Raw genomic sequence first — 22,307 nt, 5'->3', positions numbered from 1 at the left:
GCCGGCGTTTGCCGGTGTCCATGCGCCCGGTTTGGCTGTAACCTGCAAGCTAAAGCGAATTTTCAATGGGATAAGCGGGGCGAGGATGACATTGCGCGATCGGCTGTTGGCGCTGTTGGTGGTGGTGATCTGGGGCGTGAATTTCGTCGTGATCAAGTTCGGTTTACAGGGCATGCCACCGTTTCTGCTGGCCGGGATGCGTTTCTTGCTGGTGGCGTTGCCGGCGATCTTCTTTATCCCGCGCCCGACGATCCCGTGGAAATGGTTGCTGCTGTACGGCATGACCATGAGCTTCGCGCAGTTCGCGTTTCTGTTCGTCGCCATCAAGGTGGGCATGCCGGCGGGGCTGGCTTCGCTGGTGCTGCAGGCGCAGGTGTTCTTCACCCTGCTGTTGGGTGTCGTGCTGATGGGCGAAAAGCTGCGCGTCAACCATTTTGTCGGCATCGCTATCGCCAGCGGCGGCATGCTGGTGCTTATGCAGGCCAGCCTGCATAAGGCGGGCAGCGGCGCGGTCCCCCTGGCGGGCCTGCTGCTGACGCTGGCGGCGGCGTTTTCCTGGGCGCTGGGCAACCTGACCAACAAGAAGATCCTGGCCGGTTTCCCGCAGCGTAATATTTTATCGCTGGTGGTGTGGAGCGCGCCGATCCCGGTCGTGCCGTTCCTGGCCTGCAGCTGGCTGTTCGACGGCCCGCAGGCGGTGCTGAGCAGCCTGAGCCATGTGCAGGTCGGCACCTGGCTGGCGGTTGCCTACCTGGCGTTCGCCGCCACGCTGTTCGGTTATTCAGTGTGGGGCAGCCTGCTGGGGCGCTATGAAACCTGGCGGGTTGCGCCGCTGACGCTGCTGGTACCGCTGGTCGGGCTGTTCGCCGCCTGGCTGCTGCTGGACGAAGCGCTGTCGCCGGCGCAGTTCGGCGGCGCATTGCTGGTGCTGGCCGGCATGGCGGTCAACACCTTCGGGCTGCCGCGCCGCCGGGCGGCGATCGCGCGTTAAACCGAACAGGGCAATTCTGTTCAATACGTTGTCGGCGGCGGTCGGCATTCTGGCGCCTGTGAATTCTTTCTCAGGTGCCCATCATGAATATCTACCTTTCCATGGCCGCGTTTGCGCTGGCGGCCTCCATCACCCCCGGCCCGGTCAACATCGTCGCATTGAGCGCCGGGGCGCAATTCGGCTTTGGCGCGACCCAGCGCCACGTGTTCGGCGCTACGCTGGGGTTTACCCTGTTGCTGGTGCTGCTGGGATTGGGCATGCACCAGCTGCTGACCCTGTGGCCGGCGCTGACCCGCTTGATTCAGTGGGCCGGCGTGGCCTTCCTGCTGTTTATGGCCTATCGGCTGACGTTTGACGACGGCAGATTGGGCAACGGCGCGGCGCGGGCGCCTTCCTGTTGGTACGGCGCACTGATGCAATGGCTGAACCCCAAGGCGTGGCTGGCGTCGGTGGCCAGCCTCGGCGCCTTTGTCGGCGACGGCGACATCCGGCTGCTGTGGCAGTTCGCCGGGCTCTACTTCGTGATTTGCTATACCTCGGTGGCCTGCTGGGCCTATGTCGGCGCGATGCTGCGCGGCCTCCTCAGGCAGGCGCGCAACGTGCGGCGTTTCAACCGGACGATGGCGCTGCTGTTGGCGGCCAGCGCCTGCTATCTGCTGGCGGAGGGTTTTTGATACTGCCCCGGCGTGGCGGCCAGCAGCTGCTTGAAGGTGCGCTGGAAGTGCGCCTGATCGGCAAAGCCGCTTTCGCTGGCGGCCGCGGCGATCGGCAGGCCGCTCTTCAACAGCCGATGGCCGTGCTGCACGCGGCGATTGACCAGATAGGCGTGCGGCGTCATGCCGTAGCGCTGGCGGAAGGCGCGGATCAGGTAAGAAGGGGACAGCGCGGCGGCGCGGCAAATGTCGTCCAGCGTCAGCGGCCGGGTACAGTGCGCGTCGATAAACGCCGCCGCCGCTTCCAGTCGGGTATGCGCCGGTGTCTCCGGCTGGCGGGCATCGCCCAGCCCGAGCTGCAGGGCGCTGAAATACTCCACCATGGCGATCTGTTTTTCCAGCGCGCAGCACAGCGGATCCGTCAGCAGCGCATAAAGCCGGTTCAGGCCGTGGAACAGCGCCGGATCGCGGCTGAGCGGCTGGCTGAACGGAACAAAACGGTCACCGTCGCCGCCGAGCAGCTCCTGCTGCAGCGCGCCGAGCCAGGCGAGATCGAGATAGAACATGATGTACGACCAACGGCGATCGGCGATGGGGTTGCAGGCATGCGCCTGCTGCGGGTTGATGACAACCAGATCGCCGGCGCTGACCTGCATGCGCCGCTCGCCGTTGACATAGGTGCTGACGCCGCCGGTGATGGCGCCGATGGAAAAGAATTCGTGGCTGTGCAGGCTGTAGCACACCTGGCGGCCATCCGCGATGGCGCGGGCTTCGACGAACGGCAACTGCGGATCGCGCCAGAACTGCGGCGTTTTTTCACTCATACGCTTTCCTTTTTACTGCGGCGGCATCACAGTGTTATAGCCTGAAAGCGACGAGAGGGGGAATGGCGGATGATGATTTTTAACGTGTTCGGCCGTCTGCTGGGCGTGAAGCGCATCGGGGACGAATGGCGGCTGTTCCGCGTGACGCTGCCGGAGCGCAAATATGCCCCCAGCTACGATATCGTGCTGCCGGCCGATCTGCGTGAAGAGGAGATCGCCGGCTATCTGGGGGATATCTATCACGAGGCGGCGACGCCGCAGCGGCCGGACGTGTTTCGCGTCGAATAGCGCGGCGCGTTATTCTTCCGCGTTGCGCGCCATCATGCGGCGTTGATGTTCCTCGCCGGCGGCCTGGATCTCTTCCAGCACCGAGCCGACGTCGGCGCGTTTCAGGGTTTCGCTGAACCGGCCGCTGAGGACGCTGTCCGGCGTCAGGTTGCCTTCCTGATACAGCGCCCAAATCTCTTTGGCGTATTGGCTGTCGCGCAGCTCCGGCGCGAACTGGCCGTAATACTCGGCCAGATTGCCGATATCGCGCTCGAACATGCTTTTGGCGTGGTTGTTGGCGGCGGCGTCCACCACCTGCGGCAGATCGATGATCACCGGCCCGTCTTTATCCATCAGCACGTTGAATTCCGACAGATCGCCGTGCACCAGCCCGGCGCACAGCATGCGCACCGCGTAGTTCATCATCAGGGCGTGATCGGCGCGCGCCTGTTCTGGCGTCAGGATGACATCGCTTAGGCGCGGCGCCACCAGGCCTTCTTCGTCGGTGATCAGCTCCATCAGCAGCACGCCGTCCAGGCAGATATCCGGCTGCGGCACCCGCACCCCGGCCTTGGCCAGCAGATACAGCGCGTCCACTTCGGTGTTTTGCCAGGCTTCTTCCTGCTGCTGACGGCCGAATTTGGAGCCTTTGCTCATGGCGCGCGCGTCGCGGCTGTTGCGCACCTTACGCCCTTCCTGATAGTGAACGGCCTGTTTGAAGTTGCGCTTCTCGGCCTCTTTGTACACTTTGGCGCAGCGGATCTCATCGCCGCAGCGCACGATAAACACATCGGCTTCTTTGCCGCTTTTCAACCGGCGGATGACGTCGTCGATTAACCCGTCATCAACCAGCGGCTGGAGTCGTTTTGGAATTTTCATGCAGCCTTGTACCCTATTTAGGCTCCGGTGTGAATGGCTTGCGCAGTTGATAGCGTAAGTTAGACCCGAAAGGCAAACATTAGTTTTGCCGCCGCGTCATCATTACGCGGCGGCGGGCGCTCACAGGCTGGCGGCCGGCACCCAGACGCTGACGCTGCCGGCGTTGACCGGGAAATGGGCGCTGCCCTGGTCGTCGGTGGTGATTTCCTCCTGACGGTTGCCGAGGAAATCGCGCCAGGCGGTGTGCGCCAAATCGGTGCCCAGTGCGACGGTCTTGCCGCTCTCGCCGCCGTTGGTCAGCACCACCACGCAGCCGGGGGCCTCGGCGGTGCCGGCGCGGCTGAAGGCCACGCAGTGGCTGTCGTCGAAGTAGTCGGTTTGCGGGCCGTTGGCGAAACGCTGGCGGGCGGCGATCAGCTTCTCCAGCTCCGGGATCGCCGGCATGTCAATCTGGTACTCGCCGCCGTCGCGCCCCTTGTCGCGGTAGCTGGCGCCATACAGGTCGGGGTAAAACACGCAGGGCACGCCCTGTTCGCGCAGCAGGATCAGCGCGTAGGCCAGCGGCTTGAACCAGGGTTCTACCGGCGCTTCCAGCGATTGCAGCGGTTGGGTGTCGTGGTTGGCGACCAGCGTCACCGCGTGGGCCGGATCGGCGGCGGTCAGGGTATCGGTGAAGATTTGCGCCATGTCGAAGCCGTCGCCCTGTTTCGACGCCTGATGAAACTTCAGGTGCAGCGCCACGTCGAACAGCATCACCTTGCCGTCCACCAGCTCGATGTATTGTTGCAGCGCGCTCAGGTCGTGCGACCAGTATTCGGCGACGATAAACAGGTCGCGCTGCGCGCTGCCGCGCACGTGATCCGCCCACTCTTTGAAGAACCAGGCGGGAATGTGTTTGGCGGCGTCCAGGCGGAAGCCGTCGCACGGCAGGCTTTCCAACAGCCAGCGCGCCCAGTATTTGAGCTCCTCCGTCACGGCGGCATTGCGAAACTCCACGTCGGCCCCCATCAGATAGTCGTAGTTGCCTTTTTCGTCGTCGACCTGATCGTTCCAGCCGTCGTCGCCATAGTCGTTGGCGATTTTGAACACCCCCTTGTCGTCCGGCTGCTCAACGTAATCGACGCCGCTGAAGCATGTGTAATCCCAGATGAACTCGGAATGCACGCCCTGGCGGCCGGGAAAGGTGAAGCGGGTGTAGGCCAGCGCGTCGAAGCCTTGGTCGTCGATGTCGTTGCGGTTGTTGGCGTCCACCTTGAACACGTGTACCTGTTCTTTCTCGTCTGCGCCGAGCTTGTGGTTGAACACCACGTCGTAGAGCACCCCCACGCCGTGTTCGCGCAGCGTAGTGGCGGCATGTTCGAGCGCCGCCTTGTCGCCGTATTTGGTGGCCACGCTGCCTTTCTGGTCAAATTCGCCGAGATCGAACAGATCGTATGTATCGTAGCCGACGGAGTAGCCGCCGGAAGCGCCCTTGTAGGCAGGCGGCAGCCACAGGTCGGTAATGCCCAGTTCGGCCAGGTGCGGGGCGCGCTCGGCGGCCTCCTGCCACAGTTTGCCGCCGTCGGGGTAGTACCAGTGGAAGAATTGCAGCAGGGTGGTTTTTTTCGTCATGAGCCAGCGTCCCGGTTAGCAAGAAGGAGAGGAGCCGTTAAAGCATGGGCTACTTTTGCCAAAAGGGACAATGGCGCAGGGAGGCGCGGGAAGGCAGGCGTAAATATGTAACCGACGTTGACCAGATAGCGGTTAAGTTGTTGATATCAAGTTTTCACATTTTAATTTTTATATCTTATTTTTCAAATAGATATTTGTTTTATTTTTTTATTTGTCAAATTTTTATGTTTTTACTCTCATTATTATTGGTTTTTTATTTTAATTTTAAATGTAAGTTTGGATTTTAGTTTTTTAAATAACTAATTAATTGGTTTTAAATTCTAGTTAATGAAATATTTTGACATATTCAGATATCCCGTTGGTTATTCATTCGCGATTGTTTATGCGTTATCGTTATGCTCGAAATTAGGTAACACTATCAACCAATAATCCATCCAACCTAGCGTGAAGGTGGAAGAACAGGGGAACATAACGTCGTGAACATCAGGGATTTCAGAGCATTGGCGCGCAGTTTGGTCAGAGAATTCGGCATGTTGAACAAGCAGAGCAACGGCTCGCGCTTTTCGCCGCTGCAGATCCATCTGATGATTGAAGTCAGCGAGCAGCCGCTGGGCGTCACCGAGCTGGCGGCCCGGCTTTGCATCGACAAAGCCAGCGCCAGCCGGGCGCTGCGCAGCCTGGTTGCCGCCGGTGTGATAGAAACGGTGGATCATCCGGATGACAAGCGGCACAACCTGCATCGGCTGAGTAAAAAGGGCGGCAAGGCGCTGGCCGGCATCGAGAGCGACGCCGACGGTTTTATGCAGGCGGCGCTGGCGCAGTTGGACGACGATGAGCTGGCGAGCACCACCGCGGCGATGAAAAAGATGACTGCGGCGCTGCGCAGCGCGCGCAAACAGCGCGACGCTAACCTGCGGGTGCGGCCGATTGCCGCGCGCGACGATGCGGCGATGGCGGCGATCGTTCGCGACGTGTTTCGTGAGTACGGCATGGACAAGATGGAAGGCGTCAGCCTGCACGATCCGGATCTCGATCGTCTGACCGGTCTGTATCGCGACAACGGCGGCCACTACTGGGTGCTGGAGCGTGACGGGCAGGTGGTGGGGGGCGTCGGCATGGCGCCGCTGGCGGGCGAAGAGCCCGGCTATTGCGAGCTGCAAAAGCTGTTCTTCAAACCCGGCGCGCGTGGGCTGGGCATGGCGCGCTATATGGTGGTGCAGGCGCTGAAGGCGGCGCGGGCGGCGGGGTATCGCTACTGCTACCTGGAAACCACCGAACAGTTGAAAGAGGCGATCGGGTTGTACTACGCGCTGGGATTCACGCTGCTGACGGAACGGCGCGGCAACACCGGCCATCACGGCTGTAACGTGTGCATGCTGAAAAATCTGAAGAACGACGATATGTGAGCGGTTTCAAGGTTAGCGCCCGCGCCTTGTGCCACCCTGTTAACCGTTTGATAACAATCACAACGTTTTATCAGGGAGGAAACTATGTTGGGGGATCCGATGGCGCTGCCCGCGCTGGTCACGCTGGTGGTCATCACGCTATGGGCCAGCGCCCGCTTGCCGGAGTATTTGGTTGCGCTGCTGTTCTTCGCGGCGGTGATGGTGTTGCAGCTGGCGCCCGCCGCGGTGACCTTTTCCGGTTTCGCGTCTTCCGCATTCTGGCTGGTGCTCAGCGGTTTCGTGCTGGGCACCGCCATCCGCAGCACCGGCTTGGCGGATCGCCTGGCCAACCGGCTCTTGCCGCACCTGGCCGGCTCCTGGCTCCGCCTGGTGGGCGGGGTGGTGGCGATAAGCTACGCGCTGGCGTTTGTCATGCCTTCCAACATGGGGCGCATTACGCTGCTGATGCCGATCGTCATGGCGTTGGCCGATCGCGCCGGTCTGGCTGAGGGCACGCGCGGCCGCATCGGTTTGGCACTGGCGGTGGGGTTCGGCACCTTCCAGCTCTCCGCCAGCATCCTGCCGGCCAACGTGCCCAACCTGGTGATGAGCGGCGCGGCGGAAAGCGCCTACGGCAGCCACTTCGCCTATCTTTCTTACCTGCTGTTGCACGCCCCGGTGCTCGGGTTCGCCAAAGGCGCGCTGCTGACGCTGTGCATCTGCGGCCTGTTCCGTGCGCGGCCGCAGCCGGTGGCGGCCGAGGCGGCGCAAACTCCGCTCAGCGCCGCTGAATGGCGGCTGATCGCGCTGTTGGGCGCCACGGTGTTGCTGTGGATGACCGACAGCTGGCACGGCATCGCTCCCGCCTGGATAGGGTTGGCGGCGGCCTGCTTCTGCCTGTTGCCGCGTATCGGGTTTCTCAACGGCGAGCAGTTCGCCGCCGGGGTTAACGTGCGCACCTGCATCTACGTGGCGGGGATCCTGGGGTTGACCGCGCTGGTCAGCCACTCAGGGCTTGGCGATCGGCTGGGCGGTGCGCTGCTGGCGATGATGCCGGATCTGCACGGCAAACCATTCACCGCATTCGGGTCGCTGGTGGGGATCACCGCATTGCTGAATTTCGTGGTGACCGCCAACGGCGTGCCGGCGCTGTTTACCCCGCTGGCGCAGGCGTTGTCTGCGGGCAGCGGCCTGCCGCTGCTGACGGTGCTGATGACGCAGGTGATTGGTTACGCCACGCCGCTGCTGCCGTATCAGGCTTCGCCGATCGTGGTGGCGATGGGGATGGGCAAAGTGCCGGCGCGAGAAGGGTTGAAGCTGTGCCTGCTGTTGGCCGCGCTCAGCTTTGCGCTGCTGGTGCCGTTGGATTATCTGTGGTTCAGACTGCTGGGGTGGATCCCGTAAACCGACCGGCGCGTTGGCGGGCAGATAAAACAAAAGGCGGCCTGAGCCGCCCTTTTGCGCGATTGCCGGTGTGGCAATTAATTGTAGATGATCGCGGTACCGTGCAGTTTGTTGTCGCCGGTGGTTGCGATGATCTGGAAGGATTTGGCGCCGGCTGCGTCGGCTTTGGCCGCCAGTTTGTTTTCCAGGCTGCTCAGGTCGGACGCACCGCTGACGGTGACGACGCCGGCTTTTTGCAGATCGGCCGGTTGAGCGTTGACCAGTTCGGCGGCGAAGCTGCCGAAGGAGACGGAAGCCAGTGCGATGGCGGCGATGGTCATTTTCAGGTTTTTCATAGTCTTATTTCCTATCTGTGTTCTTTACAATGTTTGTTTGGTAAGGTCGTTAAATTAATTAACGATCGATAATTTAATGTTAGATGCCGGTTTGACAGATTGCAAGTATTTTTTAATGCTCGTTAATTAATTTTTTTACGCCCTGGCGTTGTGAGCAAATGAACAGGCAATCTGTTGGCTTAATACGTTGTTATTGATAGATTTCTGCAGTGCCGTGCAGCTGGTTGTTACCGCCAGCGCCGATGATGCGGAAGGTTTTTGCACCGGCCTGATCGGCTTTGGCTGCCAGACTGCTTTCCAGCGAGGTCAGATCGGATGCGCCGCTGACGGTGATGACGCCCACTTTCTGCTGGTCACCCGGTTGGCTCTGGACTAAATCGGCGGCGAAGCTGCCGAAGGAAAGGCTGGCCAGAGTGAGAGCTGCTAAGGTTAATTTTAAGTTTTTCATAATGTTATTTCCTTTCCGATAACGGTGAATAGAGGGTTTTAATCCGCTTCGTTAACTTATCTTAACGATCGATAACTAAATGCTAATAGGTTCTCGACGAGGGCGCAATATTTTTTTATAATGATCGTTAAGTTATTTGTGCTAACCCTGCTGTGGAGCGGGAGAGGAGAGGACGATGAGCATCAATGAAACGGTCTGCGGCAAAAAAAGCCGTGGCAGACCGAAACAATTTGATCGCGAGCGGGCGCTGGAAAGCGCGCTCGATCTGTTCTGGCGGCACGGTTATGAAGCTACCTCGCTGGCCGATCTGGTGGAAGTGACCGGCGCCAAGGCGCCAACGCTGTATGCGGAATTCGGCAACAAAGAAGGGATGTTCCGCGCGGCGGTGGAGCGCTATCTGCAGAAATATACGGTTTGCGCCAACCAAATGCTGGAGCAGGATCTGCCGGTGGCCGAGATCGTCGAAGCCTACGTGCGTTCTTCCGCCGAGGTATTTACCGACCCCGACACGCCGTCAGGCTGCTTTATGGTGTGCGCCTCCGCCGCGCTGTCGTCGGCATCCGATGACGTCGCCCAGATGCTGCGCAGGAAGCATCATGCGCAGGAAGCGGCGCTGAAGGGCTGCTTCGATCGCAAGGTGCAGCAGGGCGAACTGCTGGCGAAAACCGACACCGCGCTGCTGGCGAAGTACGTGATTTGCACCATTGAAGGCATGTCGGTGCAGGCGCGCGAAGGGGCAAGCCGGAGCGATCTGCTGCGGTTGCTGGAGGCGTTGATGCTGGTGTGGCCGCGGCTCAGCCAGATTGGCAATAAGGTGTAACAACCGGCCCGGCTTTTACCGTAATGCCGCTCAGTTAATCCTGAGTGGCATTTTTTATCCAGCCTCTGGGCGTTCTGTGCAGGGGAATTGCCGTAAATGTCCTGCATTTCTCTGTGGCCAACATGAACGGCAATTGGAGGGGCCGAAGGCGCGGCCCCTGGCTCGGTCGAGGTGCGTGAGCCACATAGAGCATCTCACTTTTATCGACCGAAAATTTCACGAACGCCTGCATAAAAACGCTAACTGACCAGCATTACGGCTTTTACCGGGCCGTGTAACCCATTACTGATTGACCGGGATCACCGCGCCCTGGTATTTCTCGCGGATAAAGTCCTGAATCGGTTTGGAGTGCAGTACCTTGACCAGCGCCACAATCTCCGGTTTGTTCACGTCGGCCTTGTGCACGGTGATGATGTTGGCGTACGGGTTGTTTTCGCCGCTTTCGACCGCGATCGGATCTTTGGTCGGATTCAGCCCGGCGTCGATGGCGTAGTTGGCGTTGATCACCACCGCGTCGCCTTCGTCATTGTTGTACATTTGCGGCAGCAGCGCGCCCTCAACGTTGGCCTGGAACTTCAGGTGTTTCGGGTTTTCCACCACGTCGCTGATGCGCGCGTCCACCTTGCTCACCCCCGGCTTCAGCGTGATCACGCCTTCCCGCTCAAAAATAGACAGGATGCGGCCTTCTTCTGCCACCGCGTCGCGCATGATGATTTTGCCGTTTTCCGGCAAATCCTTCAGGCTCTTGTACTTCTTCGAGTAGATGCCGATAGGCTCAATATGGATCGCGCCGGCGCTGACGAAGTCGTAGCTCTTGTCGTCGGCGTGGTCTTTCAGCACCGAGTTCAGGTAAGGCACGTGCTGGAAGTAGTTGGCGTCGATGTCGTGGCTGGCCAGCGCGGTGTTCGGCAGGATGTAGTCCTGAAAGCGCTTGATCTGCAGATCGATGCCTTCCTTCGCCAGTATCGGCTTGGCCTGTTCGAGGATCTCGGCGTGCGGCACGTTGGAGGCGCCGACCACCAGCTTGGTCGCTGCCGTGGCGCCAAAAGAGGCGAGGGTGGCGACGGAGGCGAAAGCCAACATCAGTAGGTGCTTTTTCATCATCGTTTTCCTTGGTTAATTAACGTTTATCGAGCGTTCTTGTCAGGGTGTCGCCGATGAACTGAATGACGAAAACGATCAGCAGAATCGTCAGCGTCGCCACCAGCGTCACGTCACTGTGGTTGCGTTGGAACCCTTCCAGATAGGCCAGGTTGCCCAGGCCGCCGGCGCCGATCACCCCGGCCATCGCGGTGTAGCTCACCAGCGCGATCAGGGTGACGGTGATGCCGGAAACCAGCGCCGGCGAGCTCTCCGGCAGCAATACGCGGAAAATCAGGGTGCGGTTTTTGGCGCCCATCGAGCGCGCCGCTTCGATCACCCCTTTGTCGACCTCGCGCAGCGCGATCTCCACCAGCCGGGCGTAGAACGGCGCCGCGCCGACGATCAGCGCCGGCAGGGCCGCGTCCGCGCCGAGAATGGTGCCGATCAGCGATTTGGTGAACGGGATCAGCAGCACGATCAGAATGATGAACGGAATGGAGCGGAAGACGTTGACCAGTACGGAGATCAGCGAGTAGACCGCCCGGTTCTGCCACAGCTGGCCCTTCGAGGTTAAAAACAGCAGCACGCCGAGCACGATGCCCAGCACCAGCGTGGCCAAGCCGGCGAAGCCGGTCATGTACAGCGTTTCCCAGGTGGCGTCCCACAGATGATCCAGACGCAGGTGGGGGAACAGGGATTCAATCATGTTGGATAACCTCGACGACGATGTTTCTTTCGTGCAGCAGGTTGAGCATGTCGGCGACTTGTTGTTCGCTGCCTTCGGCGTGGATGTACAGTTCGCCGAACGAACCGTTGAGGGTGTGGCTGATCTTGCCGTGCAGAATGTTGATGGTCAGGGCGTAGCGCCGGATCACTTCGGCGATCACCGCCTGGTGAGTTTGCACGCCCACGAAGGTCAGCTTGAAAATCGCCCCCGGCAGATGGGCGGTGAGCAGCGGGTTGAAGCTCTCTTCGGTATCCGCATACTGCGACACTTGTTTGACGAACTGCCGGGTGATCGGTTGCTGTGGCCGGGTGAACACGTCGAGCACCGGGCCTTCTTCGACGATGCGGCCGTTTTCCATCACCGCTACGCGGTGGCAGATTTTGCGCACCACGTGCATCTCGTGGGTGATCAGCACGATGGTCAATTTCAGCTGGCGGTTGATGTCCAGCAGCAGGTCGAGAATGGCGTCGGTGGTCTGCGGATCGAGCGCCGAGGTGGCCTCGTCGCACAGCAGCACGCTCGGGTTATTGGCCAGCGCGCGGGCGATGCCGACGCGCTGTTTCTGGCCGCCGCTGAGCTGCGACGGGTAGGCGTCTTCGCGCCCCTGCAGGCCGACCAGCGCGATCAGTTCCGCCACGCGCGGCGCAATCTGCGCCTTGGGCACGCTGGCGATCTGCATGGAAAAAGCGATGTTTTGGCTGACGGTGCGCGACCACAGCAGGTTGAAGTGCTGAAACACCATGCCGATTTTCAGGCGCGCCTGGCGCAGGTGGCTGCCTTTGGCGCGGGCGATATCGAAGCCGCCTACGTCAATGCGGCCGCTGGTGGGCGTCTCCAGGCCGTTAAGCAGGCGGATGAGCGTGCTTTTGCCGGCGCCGCTGTAGCCGATGATGCCGTAAATTTGCCCGGCCTCTACCGCCAGACTGACGTTGTCTACCGCCACGACGCGGCCCTGTGTGCTGTCAAAAGTTTTGCAAACGTTCGAAAGAACGATCATAGCGAAGCGGATCCTTATCGATACATCACAGCATTCCGTCCAGAGCGCGGTACGCCGGACAGGGATCGTTCGGCTTTTCGGCGGGGCACAACCCGGCGGGGAGTGGCGGACGGAACCTCTGTTGCGGGTGAATACCGGGCAATCCTACCGAGGGTTTATAGTGACAGGAAGAATGTAAATTCTATTACTTATTCTGATTTGATATATAAAGCGGCGGGTGAAACAGGGGGGAGAAAACCGGCCGCCGGGCGGCCGGCGGGAGGGCTAGCGTTTGTCCAGCTTCATGTGCAGCAGCGGGAACGGGTTGCCCTGGCCGTCGAGCGGTGAGCGGCCGGTGATGGCAAACCCGTAGTGGCGGTAGAAGCCGCTGGCCTGCGGATTTTGCTCGTTCACGTCCAGCTGCAGTTCATCGTGCAGCGTTTCCGCGTGGGTCAGCAGCGCTTTGCCCACCCCTTTGCCGCGCTGATCGGCGTCGATAAACAGCATCTCCACCTTGTTGCCGTTCAGGCCGATAAAGCCGCAGGGATGCCCAGGCCGCTCTTCGGCCACCCAGACGTTAACCGCCGGCAGGTAGTCGTTCAGCACCAGCGGGAACAGCTGTGCGATGTTGTCTTCGGTTAAAAAATGGTGAGTGGTGCGCACCGAACGCAGCCAGATATCTGCCAATTGCGCGTTGTCTTCCGCCGCGCGTGCTCTGATGGTAATCATCGAACTCTCTGCTATCTAAGTTGGAGGAAAAAAACTAGATAGAGGTTTTGTGGGGTTAGTGCCGAATTAACGTGGGTTAACGCCCTGCAAAGCGCCTCTGCAGTGGATCGAATAGGCCCGCCTTTCTGCCAGCGGTATAACAACTGTAATTCAGTAAGTTAATGCTTTCAACCGCCGCAGGGCGCAATGGGGCGTTCGCCGCGTGATACACTGGCCGTTGAATGAGCGAGAGGGCAGCAGGATGGAAGCGGTACGCGCAGCGATAGAAAAACAGGTGCTCAGCCTGACCGGGCTGGCGCTCGGCGGCGTCGATTTTGAGAACCCGCCGGGCGACCCGGGCTTGTTCGGCCCGCGGTCGATCATCTGGCAGGTACACCGCGATTTCACCTCGATGCTGTGCGGCGGCGTCAGCGCCTTGCTGCTGCAGATGCTGCACCCGCTGGCGCTGGCCGGGGTGTGGGATCACTCCAACTTCCGCGAAGATATGATTGGCCGCCTGCGCCGTACCAGCCAGTTCGTGTCGGTCACCACCTTCGGCCCGACCGCCGAGGCGGAGCGGCTGATCGCCAAAGTCAAAGCCATCCATCTGCGGGTGACCGGCGTCGGCAGCGACGGCACGCCTTATGCCGCCAGCGATCCGGCGCTGCTGACCTGGGTACACGTCGCGGAGAGCAGCCGTTTTCTGGCCAGCCACCTGCGCTACCGCAACCCCCATCTTTCCCGCGATTTGCAGGATCAATACTACCGCGAAGCGGCGCGCGTGGCCGCCGCGCTGGGGGCGACCGCAATTCCTCAGTCCTGCGCGGAGGTCGAAGAGTACCTGCAGGCGATGCGGCCGCAGCTGGTCTGCGATGAACGCACGCAAGAGGTGGCGCGCATTCTGCTGAAGGCGCCGGCGCCGAGCGCATTGGCGCGCCCGCTCGGTGGGGTGGTGATGCAGGCGGGCATCGATCTGTTACCCGATTGGGCGCAGCGGCAGTTCGGTTTTCATCCGGGCGCGCTGCGGCGGCGGCTGGTGCGAACGGGCGCCGCAGGCCTCGGCAAGGTGCTGGGGGCGTCGATGCGCAACGGCTCCTATCAGCGCGCGGTGCGGCGCATCACTCAGCCGTCATGAGCCACAGCCGCTATGCTATAATTAGTCTTTGTTTATCTTCGTTTACGGCCGCTTTTGAGACTTTTACGGGTGATCCGGCCAGTAATGCGTTTTACACTTGGGGGCAAAGCCACATTCCATTTTTGGCGCGCAGCCGATTCTGCCGCGCCCTGACCCTATTGAGGTGATATGAACGAGTCATACGTACTTGCTGAAGTCAGCAATGAGAACCAGACGCTGGTTGCGGTGGTTCAGCAAGATCACCGGGCAGCCTATTTTTACATTTATCCCGCCGAAGCCTACAGCGATCGCTATCAGGTTCGCGCCTGCTGGCTGCGCAACCTGGCCGCCGCGCCGCTGCAGGAAGATCGCGCCGCGCTGGAACAAGGGCAGCCGCCGATGCTGGCGGCGGAGTATTGCCGCAACCTGGAAGGCGAAGCGCCGCTCAACCCGGAAGGGCTGATGGTGGTGTGGAGCGAAAGCGACGACGGCGCGGCCCTGTGGTATTACGGCCAACTGCTGGCGGTGATCCCCGGCTGGAGCCTGTATATCGACCATTCGGTGTGCTATTCCGCCAGCTGTATCAAGGAGAGCCCGTTGGCTTATCCGCTCGGCTCGGCCTCGACCAACACCCAGTATGCGCAGGCGGAGAGCACCCGCCAGTTCTGGCGCAGCTGGCAGCGTGAAGAGGGCAATCCGTGGCCGAAGATGCAGCGCGATTTTCAGGCGCGCTATGAGCTGCATTTTGGCCCTTCGGTGAAGTACTACGCCATCGATCAGGGCAAGTGGCCACCGATGGCCATCACCCAGCACGAGCGCGACGGCATCTATTACTTCCTCACCATGGGGGTGAGCATCCGGCCGATGCCGTGGGTGGAGATCCTGTTCAACGACGAGGCTTCGCGCTATCGCCGCATGGAGATGGCGATCGCCATCGACAGTCAATACATGACCGAAGACAACGCGGTGCAGATGGCCAGCGCGCTGGCCGGTTTCGCGCACGCGCCGTGGGCGCGGCTGACCTGGATCGGCGAAGGGCATACGCTGGAGTCGGACGTGGCGCCGCTGGGCTACGAGGGTTATATTTTATCGTCGTCCTTCTACCCGCATAGCGCGCACCTGGCTCTGCCGCAGCAGTACGGCGATCCGGTGAACCTGTTCTGGGCCAGCCCGGTGTTTACCGCCGAGCGGCAGCTGGCGCACGCCACGCCGAACGGCGGGCACGATCTGGTGAACCGGCTGCGTGAGCAGGGCGTCGACCATATTTTCCGCCCGCGCCAGCCGGTGTGCTGACGCCACTTATCTTCTCTTCGGGAGCCGCCATGCCCACCACGCTGTTGATTATCGATGTGCAGGAAGGATTGTTTACGCCGCCGCCGGCGGACATCGTGTTCTGAGAACGGAAAAACGGGGGCCGAGGCCCCCGTTCGTTATTTGAGGCCCGCCCGCCGCGCCGCCACCTTGGCCAGCGCGGCCCAGTCCAGATCCGCATCCCCCTGCGCCATCGCGTCGAGGAAGTTGTCTTTCAGCACCCCGGCGAACGGCATCGGCGTATGGCTGTCGGCCCCGGCGGCCAGCGCCAGCCCGACGTCCTTCAGCCCCAGCGCCAGCCGGAATCCGGCGGGGGAATACTTCTCGGCGGCGATCAGCGCGCCATAGCCCTGATAGGCCGGGGCGGCGAAGACGGTGCTACTCAGCATCTGCAGGTAGTCGGCCCCGGACACGCCGTAGTTGCGCACCAGCGCGCTGCCTTCCGCCATCGCTTCAATGGCGCTGGCCAGCGTAAAGTTGGTGGCGATTTTGACGACGTTGGCCTGCGCCGGATCGGCGCCGAAGTGCCAGGTTTTCTGGCCGAGGGCATCGAACAGCGGCTGCGCTTGCTTCAGTAGCTCGCTATCGCCGGCCGCCAGAATATTCAGCTTGCCGGCGGCGGCCACGTCGACCCGCCCCAGCACCGGCGCGGCGAGATAGCCGATGCCGTGTTCTGCATGCAGCGCCGTCAAACGCTTGGCGAGTTCGACTGAGATGGTCGCCATGTTAATATGCAGCGCACCCGGTTTCATCCGTTGCAGCAACCCGCTGTCGACCACCACCTGTTGCGTGGCGGCATCGTCGGCCAGCATGGTGATCAGCACGTCGGCATCGGCCAGCTGTTCCGGCCGTTCGGCCTGCTGCGCGCCGGCGCTCACCAGCGGCTGCGCCGCCTGCGGCGAGCGGTTCCATACCGTTAAGGCGAAGCCCGCCTGCAACAGGTTGGCCGCCATGGCGCTGCCCATCCCACCCAGTCCGGCAAATCCGATCTTCATCATGCGCTCCTTTTTCAGGTTGAAGATTTTACCCTAACGCGTCAGGCCAGGAACGCAAATGCCGGAGTGTAACGCCGTCTTACGCGCTGGCGGCGGGCTATTGACGCGCTGTCGCTGCGGGTATACCTTGATGGCATGAATATATCGATGCACTCCACCCACAATCAGTCATGGTGGCGCCTCTTCTGAGGCGGCACGAGTATTCACATCTCTTTTTAATGCCGCCGGTTTGGCGGCATTATTTTTTGTGGCGTTGATCCGGCGGTCTACAGACCTTCAGGAGCACTGTCATGAGCTACACCATTCTTACCGGCGATCGCGCCACCGGCCCACTGCATTTAGGCCACTTCGTCGGCTCGCTGCGCCAGCGCGTCGAACTGCAGCACCAGCATAACCAAACGGTGATGGTGGCGGATCTGCAGGGCCTGACCGACAACGGCAACAACCCGCAAAAAATCAGCGCCAACGTGCTCAATGTAGTGGCCGACTATCTGGCGGTGGGCATCGATCCGCACAAGACCACGATCTGCCTGCAGTCGGCGCTGCCGGCGTTGGCCGAGCTGACGATGTACTACCTCAATCTGGTCAGCGTGGCGCGGCTGGAACGCAACCCGACGGTGAAAAACGAAATCGCCGAGAAGGATTTCGCCCGCCGCCTGCCGGCCGGTTTTTTGATTTATCCGGTCAGCCAGGCGGCGGACATCACCGCCTTTAGCGCCACCCACGTGCCGGTCGGCGAGGATCAGCTGCCGATGCTGGAGCAAACCAATGAGATCGTGCGGCGTTTCAACCACATCGTCGGCCAACCGATATTAACGGAGTGCCAGCCGTTGTTGAGCAACGTCGGGCGTCTGCCGGGGCTGGATGGGCAGGGCAAGATGTCGAAATCGCGCGGCAACGCTATCCAGCTTGGCGCCGGCGCCGACGAGGTGCACAAGGCGGTGATGAGCATGTTCACCGACCCCGGCCATCTCAACGTCAGCGATCCCGGCCGGGTGGAGGGCAACATGGTGTTCACCTACCTGGACGCCTTCTGCGAAGACGCCGCGCTGGTGGCGGATCTGAAGGCGCACTATCGGCGCGGCGGGTTGGGGGACGTGAAAATCAAACGGCTGCTGGAGGATTGTCTGCAAAGCCTGCTTGAGCCGATCCGCACCCGCCGCGCCGAATTCATCGCCGATAAAGGCGAGCTGACGCGCATCCTGCAGCACGGCACCCGCCGCGCGCATCAGGTCAGCCAACAGACGCTGCAGCAGGTCAAGACGGCGCTGGGGCTGGACTTCTTCACCCTGGCGTGAGGCGAACGCCGGGGCGGCACGCGTCACGCCCCGGCCATAAAACGATCATCCCACTGTCATAAACTTATCCGTTAATAGGTGCCCATAATGATTAGCCACTGAAACCAGAGAAATCATATGGCTCAGGCACTGTTAAAATTGGCACAGCACGACTTTCCAGGGCAGCACGCCGCCGCATCCCGCAAAGTATTATCGGTAAAGGGACTCGGCAAGGCCTACAAAGCGCAGCAGCGCGTGCTGGATGACATCAATTTCGATCTGCACGCCGGCGAATTCGTGGCGGTGATCGGCCGTTCCGGCGCGGGCAAGTCCACGCTGCTGCACACCCTGAACGGCACCATTCCTTCCAGCTGCGGCGAGATGCTGCACTTCGAAGACGATGGCGCGGCGCAGGATATCGCTCAGCTGGCCGGCCGCCAGATGCGCCAGTGGCGCGCGCGCTGCGGCATGATCTTCCAGGACTTCTGCCTGGTGCCGCGGCTGGACGTGATGACCAACGTGCTGCTGGGCCGTCTGAGCCACACTTCCACGCTGAAATCCTTCTTCAAACTGTTCGATGACGCCGACCGCGCTCGCGCCATCGAGCTGTTGCAGTGGCTCAACATGCTGCCGCACGCGCTGCAGCGCGCCGAGAACCTCTCCGGCGGCCAAATGCAGCGCGTCGCCATCTGCCGCGCGCTGATGCAAAACCCGCAAATCCTGCTGGCCGATGAGCCGGTCGCGTCGCTCGATCCGAAAAACACCCGCCGCATCATGGACGCGCTGCAAAAAATCAGCGAAGACGGCATCGCGGTGATGGTGAACCTGCACTCGGTCGAACTGGTGAAAGAGTATTGCTCGCGGGTGATCGGCATCGCCCACGGGAAGATCGTGTTTGACGGGCATCCTTCGCAACTGAACGAACGGATCCTGCACCAGCTGTATGGCGAAGAAGCCAATCAGATCCATTGAAGCACTTTTGACCTTTACCCTTTACACACAAGGCACACCTAATGAAAAAAGTATTGAGTCTGACCACCCTGATGGCCGGCGCGATGATGGTATTTAATGCTGCCGCAGCGGATGCGCCGAAAGAGCTGAACCTGGGCATTCTCGGTGGCCAGAACGCCACCCAGCAGATCGGCGATAACCAGTGCGTGAAGCAGTTCCTGGATAAAGAGCTGAACGTCGATACCAAGCTGCGCAACTCGTCCGACTATTCCGGCGTGATCCAGGGCCTGCTGGGCGGCAAGATTGACCTGGTGCTGAGCATGTCGCCGTCGTCGTTCGCTTCGGTCTACATCAAGGATCCGAAAGCGGTGGACATCGTCGGCATCGCGGTCGACGACGTCGACCAGTCGCGCGGCTACCACTCGGTGGTGGTGGTGAAGGCCGGTAGTCCGTACCAGAAACTGGAAGACCTGAAAGGTAAGGCCATCGGCTTCGCCGATCCGGATTCCACCTCCGGCTTCCTGATCCCGAACCAGGCGTTTAAAAAGCTGTTCGGCGGCACGGTCGACAACAAATACAACAACACCTTCTCCAGCGTCACCTTCTCCGGCGGCCACGAGCAGGACATCCTCGGCGTGCTGAACGGTCAGTTCGAAGGCGCGGTGACCTGGGCGTCGATGATCGGCGACTACAACACCGGCTACACCAGCGGCGCGTTCACCCGCATGATCCGCATGGATCACCCGGACCTGATGAAACAGATCCGCATCATCTGGCAGTCGCCGCTGATCCCGAACGGCCCGATCCTGGTGAGCAACTCGCTGCCGGCCGACTTCAAGGCCAAAGTGGTCACCGCCATCAAGAAGCTGGATAAAGACGATCACCAGTGCTTTATCAAAGCGATGGGCGGCAAACAGCACATCGGTGACACCACCCTGGCGGAATACCAGAACATCATCGATATGAAGCGCGAGCTGACCAAAGGCGACCGTTAATTCCCGGCTGCCTCGGCCGTCCGAATGAAGGGGTTCAGCGTGCTGAACCCCTTGTTCCATAAAGATGGAAGACCTCTTTTGAATACCGATTTCGCACACTATTACCAACGGATCCGCAGCAAGCAAAAGCGCGAAGCGCTGCTGTGGTCGCTCGGGCTGGTGGTGCTGTACCTGGGCGCCGGCAACCTCGCCGAGTTCAACCTGCACACCGTCTGGGTGTCTATTCCGCACTTCTTCGACTACCTGGCCGAAACCATTCCGACGCTGCATTGGCCTCTGCTGTTCGCCGACGGGCGCACCGAGGGCTCGCTGGCCTACTGGGGTTACCGTCTGAATATCCAGCTGCCGCTGATCTGGGAGACCCTGCAGCTGGCGCTGGCGGCGACCATTTTCTCGGTGCTGGTGGCGACCGTGCTGGCGTTTCTGGCGGCCGGCAATACCTATACCCCGGCCTCGGTGCGGCTGGCGATCCGCACGCTGGTGGCGTTTTTGCGCACCATGCCGGAGCTGGCGTGGGCGGTGATGTTCGTGATGGCGTTCGGCATCGGCGCCATTCCCGGCTTCCTGGCGCTGGCGCTGCACACCATCGGCAGCCTGACCAAGCTGTTCTACGAATCGATCGAAACCGCCTCCAACAAACCGGTGCGCGGGCTGGCGGCCTGCGGCGCCACGCCGCTGCAGCGCATGCGTTTCGGCCTGTGGCCGCAGGTGAAGCCGGTGTTTCTCTCCTACAGCTTCATGCGGCTGGAGATCAACTTCCGTCAGTCGACCATTTTGGGGCTGGTGGGCGCGGGCGGCATCGGCCAGGAGCTGATGACCAACATTAAACTCGACCGCTACGATCAGGTCAGCATGACGCTGCTGTTGATCATCGTGGTGGTTTCCGTGCTCGACTACGTGTCGGGCGAGCTGCGCAAGCGCGTGGTGGAGGGGGCAAAATGACAGCGGGCACTCCGGCGTCGGCGGAAACGCTGCGCCAGTTGAAACAACAGCATCCGGCGATCTTCGCGCAGCAGGGGCGCTACCTGCGCACCGTCGGCCTGATCGCGCTGGCGATCGTACTGTATTACGTGTTCTTCTTCCTGGTCTTCGGCATTAGCTGGCCGCAGTTTATCAACGGCTGCCAGCAGCTGGGGCGCTATTTCCTGCGCATGTTCGTCTGGCACGACTTCGTCAACTGGCCGTTCATGTACTACTTCCAGCAGATCGGCATCACCATCGCCATCGTGTTCGCCGGCACCATCACCGCGTCGCTGATCGCGCTGCCGCTGTCGTTCTTTGCCGCGCGCAACGTGATGTCGACGCCGCTGCTGCGGCCGATCTCCGTGCTGGTGCGCCGCTTGCTGGACGTACTGCGCGGTATCGACATGGCAATCTGGGGGCTGATCTTCGTGCGCGCCGTCGGCATGGGGCCGCTGGCCGGGGTGTTGGCGATCGTGATGCAGGACGTCGGGCTGCTGGGCAAACTTTACGCCGAAGGGCACGAGGCGGTGGACAAATCCCCCAGCCGCGGCCTGACGGCGGTAGGCGCCAACGGGTTGCAGAAGCACCGCTACGGCATCTTCACCCAATCGTTCCCCACCTTCCTGGCGCTCAGCCTGTACCAGATCGAGTCCAACACCCGCTCTGCGGCGGTGCTGGGCTTCGTCGGCGCCGGCGGCATCGGCCTGGTGTACGCGGAAAACATGCGGCTGTGGAACTGGGACGTGGTGATGTTCATCACCCTGATCCTGGTGGTGGTGGTGATGATCATGGATAAGGTCTCGTCGATGCTGCGCAACAAGTACATCATCGGCGAAGATATCCCGCTGTATCAGCAAAAAAGTCAAATCGATTGAGAAACCCCTTGCCGATCCCTATACTGCCGCACATTCAAGGTGTGCGGCCATACCCGTCATACTTGGAGCTGCCTCTTTGTTGGCTGCATTTGTGCGCCCCGGTCACATAGTTAACTATGCTCCGGGGGCTTACAAATTTGCCGCCGCGATGCAACTCCAATTATTTTGGGTATGGGGCATTTTTTTACAATGCGCACGTCCCCGTTAGACAAGTAAAGGCAATGCAATCCCATGATGAACAACGACGTGCTGCGCAGCGTGCGCTATATGCTGAGCATTAACAACGCCAAAATGGTCGAGATTATCAAACTGGACGATTTCGAGGTGGCGGTGTCGGCGATGGACGCTTACGTGATCAAAGAAGGCGAACCGGGCTACGAGAAGTGCCCGGACGAAGTGATGGCACACTTCCTCAACGGCCTGGTGTTCTTCAAGCGCGGCAAGGACGACAAGTTCCCGGCGCCGGCGGTTGAGCTGCCGATCACCAATAACCTGGTGCTGAAAAAGCTGCGCGTGGCGTTCGAGCTGAAAGACACCGACATGCACCAGATCTTCACCGCGGTGGACTTCCGCATCTCCAAGCCGGAGCTGAGCGCGCTGTTCCGCAAAGAAGGCACCAAGAACTACCGCCCGTGCGGCGATCAGATGCTGCGCTACTTCCTCAAAGGGCTGGCGCAGCGCGTTCGCGGCGAGTAACGCACAGCGTTCACCGAAC

The 22,307-nt window shown here is 60.9% G+C and carries 24 protein-coding genes; 14 read left to right on the top strand and 10 right to left on the bottom strand.

Annotated features, from left to right (window positions below; translation table 11 throughout):
* Positions 1–85 precede the first annotated feature (85 nt).
* Positions 86–991, top strand: coding sequence for an EamA family transporter (locus tag GF111_RS05675; RefSeq protein WP_147190084.1), 906 nt, complete (start codon positions 86–88; stop codon positions 989–991).
* 83 nt (positions 992–1,074) lie between these two features.
* Complete coding sequence (locus GF111_RS05670) at positions 1,075–1,665, top strand: LysE family translocator (protein WP_147190082.1); 591 nt, start codon at positions 1,075–1,077, stop codon at positions 1,663–1,665.
* Here GF111_RS05670 and GF111_RS05665 read toward each other — a convergent pair.
* Complete coding sequence (locus tag GF111_RS05665) at positions 1,641–2,468, bottom strand: AraC family transcriptional regulator (RefSeq protein ID WP_055313785.1); 828 nt, start codon at positions 2,466–2,468, stop codon at positions 1,641–1,643. The genes GF111_RS05670 and GF111_RS05665 overlap by 25 nt on opposite strands.
* A 69-nt stretch (positions 2,469–2,537) precedes the next feature.
* Here GF111_RS05665 and GF111_RS05660 point away from each other — a divergent pair, with 69 nt between their 5' ends.
* A complete protein-coding gene (locus tag GF111_RS05660) occupies positions 2,538–2,756 on the top strand; it encodes a hypothetical protein (protein ID WP_038879994.1) in 219 nt (72 codons plus the stop codon).
* 9 nt (positions 2,757–2,765) lie between these two features.
* Here GF111_RS05660 and GF111_RS05655 read toward each other — a convergent pair whose 3' ends face one another.
* Both GF111_RS05655 and amyA read right to left on the bottom strand, forming a co-directional pair.
* Complete coding sequence (locus tag GF111_RS05655) at positions 2,766–3,614, bottom strand: PA4780 family RIO1-like protein kinase (protein ID WP_033637570.1); 849 nt, start codon at positions 3,612–3,614, stop codon at positions 2,766–2,768.
* Positions 3,615–3,734: 120 nt separating this feature from the next.
* Positions 3,735–5,225, bottom strand: a complete 1,491-nt coding sequence (gene amyA, locus GF111_RS05650) for an alpha-amylase (protein WP_038879997.1) — start codon at positions 5,223–5,225, stop codon at positions 3,735–3,737.
* Between the two features lie 500 nt (positions 5,226–5,725).
* On the opposite strand from amyA, the gene GF111_RS05645 reads away from it, so the two are divergent.
* Positions 5,726–6,631 carry a helix-turn-helix domain-containing GNAT family N-acetyltransferase gene (locus GF111_RS05645; protein ID WP_038880004.1) on the top strand — a complete coding sequence of 302 codons (906 nt, stop codon included), beginning with the start codon at positions 5,726–5,728 and terminating at the stop codon, positions 6,629–6,631.
* A gap of 84 nt (positions 6,632–6,715) precedes the next feature.
* Positions 6,716–8,014, top strand: a complete 1,299-nt coding sequence (locus tag GF111_RS05640; protein ID WP_038880007.1) for an SLC13 family permease — start codon at positions 6,716–6,718, stop codon at positions 8,012–8,014.
* A gap of 77 nt (positions 8,015–8,091) precedes the next feature.
* On the opposite strand, the gene GF111_RS05635 is transcribed toward GF111_RS05640, so the two are convergent.
* Both GF111_RS05635 and GF111_RS05630 read right to left on the bottom strand, forming a co-directional pair.
* Entirely contained in the window at positions 8,092–8,349 is a 258-nt protein-coding gene (locus GF111_RS05635) for a YdgH/BhsA/McbA-like domain containing protein (RefSeq protein WP_004939517.1), read from the bottom strand.
* 190 nt (positions 8,350–8,539) lie between these two features.
* Positions 8,540–8,797: a DUF1471 domain-containing protein gene (locus GF111_RS05630; protein WP_094460419.1), complete on the bottom strand. Its 258-nt coding sequence runs from the start codon at positions 8,795–8,797 to the stop codon at positions 8,540–8,542.
* A gap of 175 nt (positions 8,798–8,972) precedes the next feature.
* On the opposite strand from GF111_RS05630, the gene GF111_RS05625 reads away from it, so the two are divergent.
* A complete protein-coding gene (locus GF111_RS05625) occupies positions 8,973–9,617 on the top strand; it encodes a TetR/AcrR family transcriptional regulator (RefSeq protein ID WP_038880012.1) in 645 nt (214 codons plus the stop codon).
* A 282-nt stretch (positions 9,618–9,899) separates the two neighbouring features.
* On the opposite strand, the gene GF111_RS05620 is transcribed toward GF111_RS05625, so the two are convergent.
* The 4 genes from GF111_RS05620 to GF111_RS05605 form a co-directional block, all read right to left on the bottom strand.
* Positions 9,900–10,718, bottom strand: a complete 819-nt coding sequence (locus GF111_RS05620; RefSeq protein WP_047728309.1) for a MetQ/NlpA family ABC transporter substrate-binding protein — start codon at positions 10,716–10,718, stop codon at positions 9,900–9,902.
* A 19-nt stretch (positions 10,719–10,737) separates the two neighbouring features.
* A complete protein-coding gene (locus GF111_RS05615; RefSeq protein ID WP_147191208.1) occupies positions 10,738–11,406 on the bottom strand; it encodes a methionine ABC transporter permease in 669 nt (222 codons plus the stop codon).
* Positions 11,399–12,424, bottom strand: a complete 1,026-nt coding sequence (locus GF111_RS05610; RefSeq protein ID WP_147191210.1) for a methionine ABC transporter ATP-binding protein — start codon at positions 12,422–12,424, stop codon at positions 11,399–11,401. The genes GF111_RS05615 and GF111_RS05610 overlap by 8 nt, the downstream gene beginning before the upstream one ends.
* Positions 12,425–12,688: 264 nt before the next feature.
* On the bottom strand, positions 12,689–13,132 hold the full coding sequence (locus GF111_RS05605; protein ID WP_094460423.1) for an acetyltransferase: 444 nt from the start codon (positions 13,130–13,132) through the stop codon (positions 12,689–12,691).
* A gap of 241 nt (positions 13,133–13,373) precedes the next feature.
* Here GF111_RS05605 and GF111_RS05600 point away from each other — a divergent pair, with 241 nt between their 5' ends.
* Both GF111_RS05600 and GF111_RS05595 read left to right on the top strand, forming a co-directional pair.
* Complete coding sequence (locus tag GF111_RS05600; protein ID WP_038880069.1) at positions 13,374–14,246, top strand: oxygenase MpaB family protein; 873 nt, start codon at positions 13,374–13,376, stop codon at positions 14,244–14,246.
* Positions 14,247–14,414: 168 nt separating this feature from the next.
* Positions 14,415–15,518, top strand: coding sequence for a suppressor of fused domain protein (locus GF111_RS05595; protein WP_055315534.1), 1,104 nt, complete (start codon positions 14,415–14,417; stop codon positions 15,516–15,518).
* Positions 15,519–15,655: 137 nt separating this feature from the next.
* Here GF111_RS05595 and GF111_RS05590 read toward each other — a convergent pair whose 3' ends face one another.
* Positions 15,656–16,531, bottom strand: coding sequence for an NAD(P)-dependent oxidoreductase (locus GF111_RS05590; protein WP_038880075.1), 876 nt, complete (start codon positions 16,529–16,531; stop codon positions 15,656–15,658).
* A 290-nt stretch (positions 16,532–16,821) separates the two neighbouring features.
* Between GF111_RS05590 and trpS the strand changes: the two genes are divergently transcribed.
* The 6 genes from trpS (at position 16,822) to GF111_RS05560 (ending at position 22,288) form a co-directional block, all read left to right on the top strand.
* Entirely contained in the window at positions 16,822–17,829 is a 1,008-nt protein-coding gene (gene trpS, locus GF111_RS05585) for a tryptophan--tRNA ligase (RefSeq protein ID WP_148940265.1), read from the top strand.
* 117 nt (positions 17,830–17,946) lie between these two features.
* A complete protein-coding gene (gene phnC / locus GF111_RS05580) occupies positions 17,947–18,780 on the top strand; it encodes a phosphonate ABC transporter ATP-binding protein (RefSeq protein WP_038880081.1) in 834 nt (277 codons plus the stop codon).
* Positions 18,781–18,821: 41 nt separating this feature from the next.
* The gene (gene phnD / locus GF111_RS05575; RefSeq protein WP_019454696.1) at positions 18,822–19,754 is read left to right on the top strand and encodes a phosphonate ABC transporter substrate-binding protein; all 933 of its coding nucleotides are present in this window, start codon (positions 18,822–18,824) and stop codon (positions 19,752–19,754) included.
* A 78-nt stretch (positions 19,755–19,832) separates the two neighbouring features.
* A complete protein-coding gene (gene phnE, locus GF111_RS05570; RefSeq protein WP_047728296.1) occupies positions 19,833–20,696 on the top strand; it encodes a phosphonate ABC transporter, permease protein PhnE in 864 nt (287 codons plus the stop codon).
* Entirely contained in the window at positions 20,693–21,592 is a 900-nt protein-coding gene (gene phnE / locus GF111_RS05565; RefSeq protein ID WP_038880087.1) for a phosphonate ABC transporter, permease protein PhnE, read from the top strand. The genes phnE (GF111_RS05570) and phnE (GF111_RS05565) overlap by 4 nt, the downstream gene beginning before the upstream one ends.
* 231 nt (positions 21,593–21,823) lie before the next feature.
* Positions 21,824–22,288 carry a DUF1456 family protein gene (locus GF111_RS05560; protein ID WP_004939471.1) on the top strand — a complete coding sequence of 155 codons (465 nt, stop codon included), beginning with the start codon at positions 21,824–21,826 and terminating at the stop codon, positions 22,286–22,288.
* Positions 22,289–22,307 lie beyond the last annotated feature (19 nt).

The organism is Serratia sp. HRI (assembly GCF_010119335.3).
Lineage (GTDB): Bacteria > Pseudomonadota > Gammaproteobacteria > Enterobacterales > Enterobacteriaceae > Serratia > Serratia nevei.
Note: the sequence above shows the minus strand (reverse complement) of the source record. Positions and strands in the feature narration are given on the sequence as shown.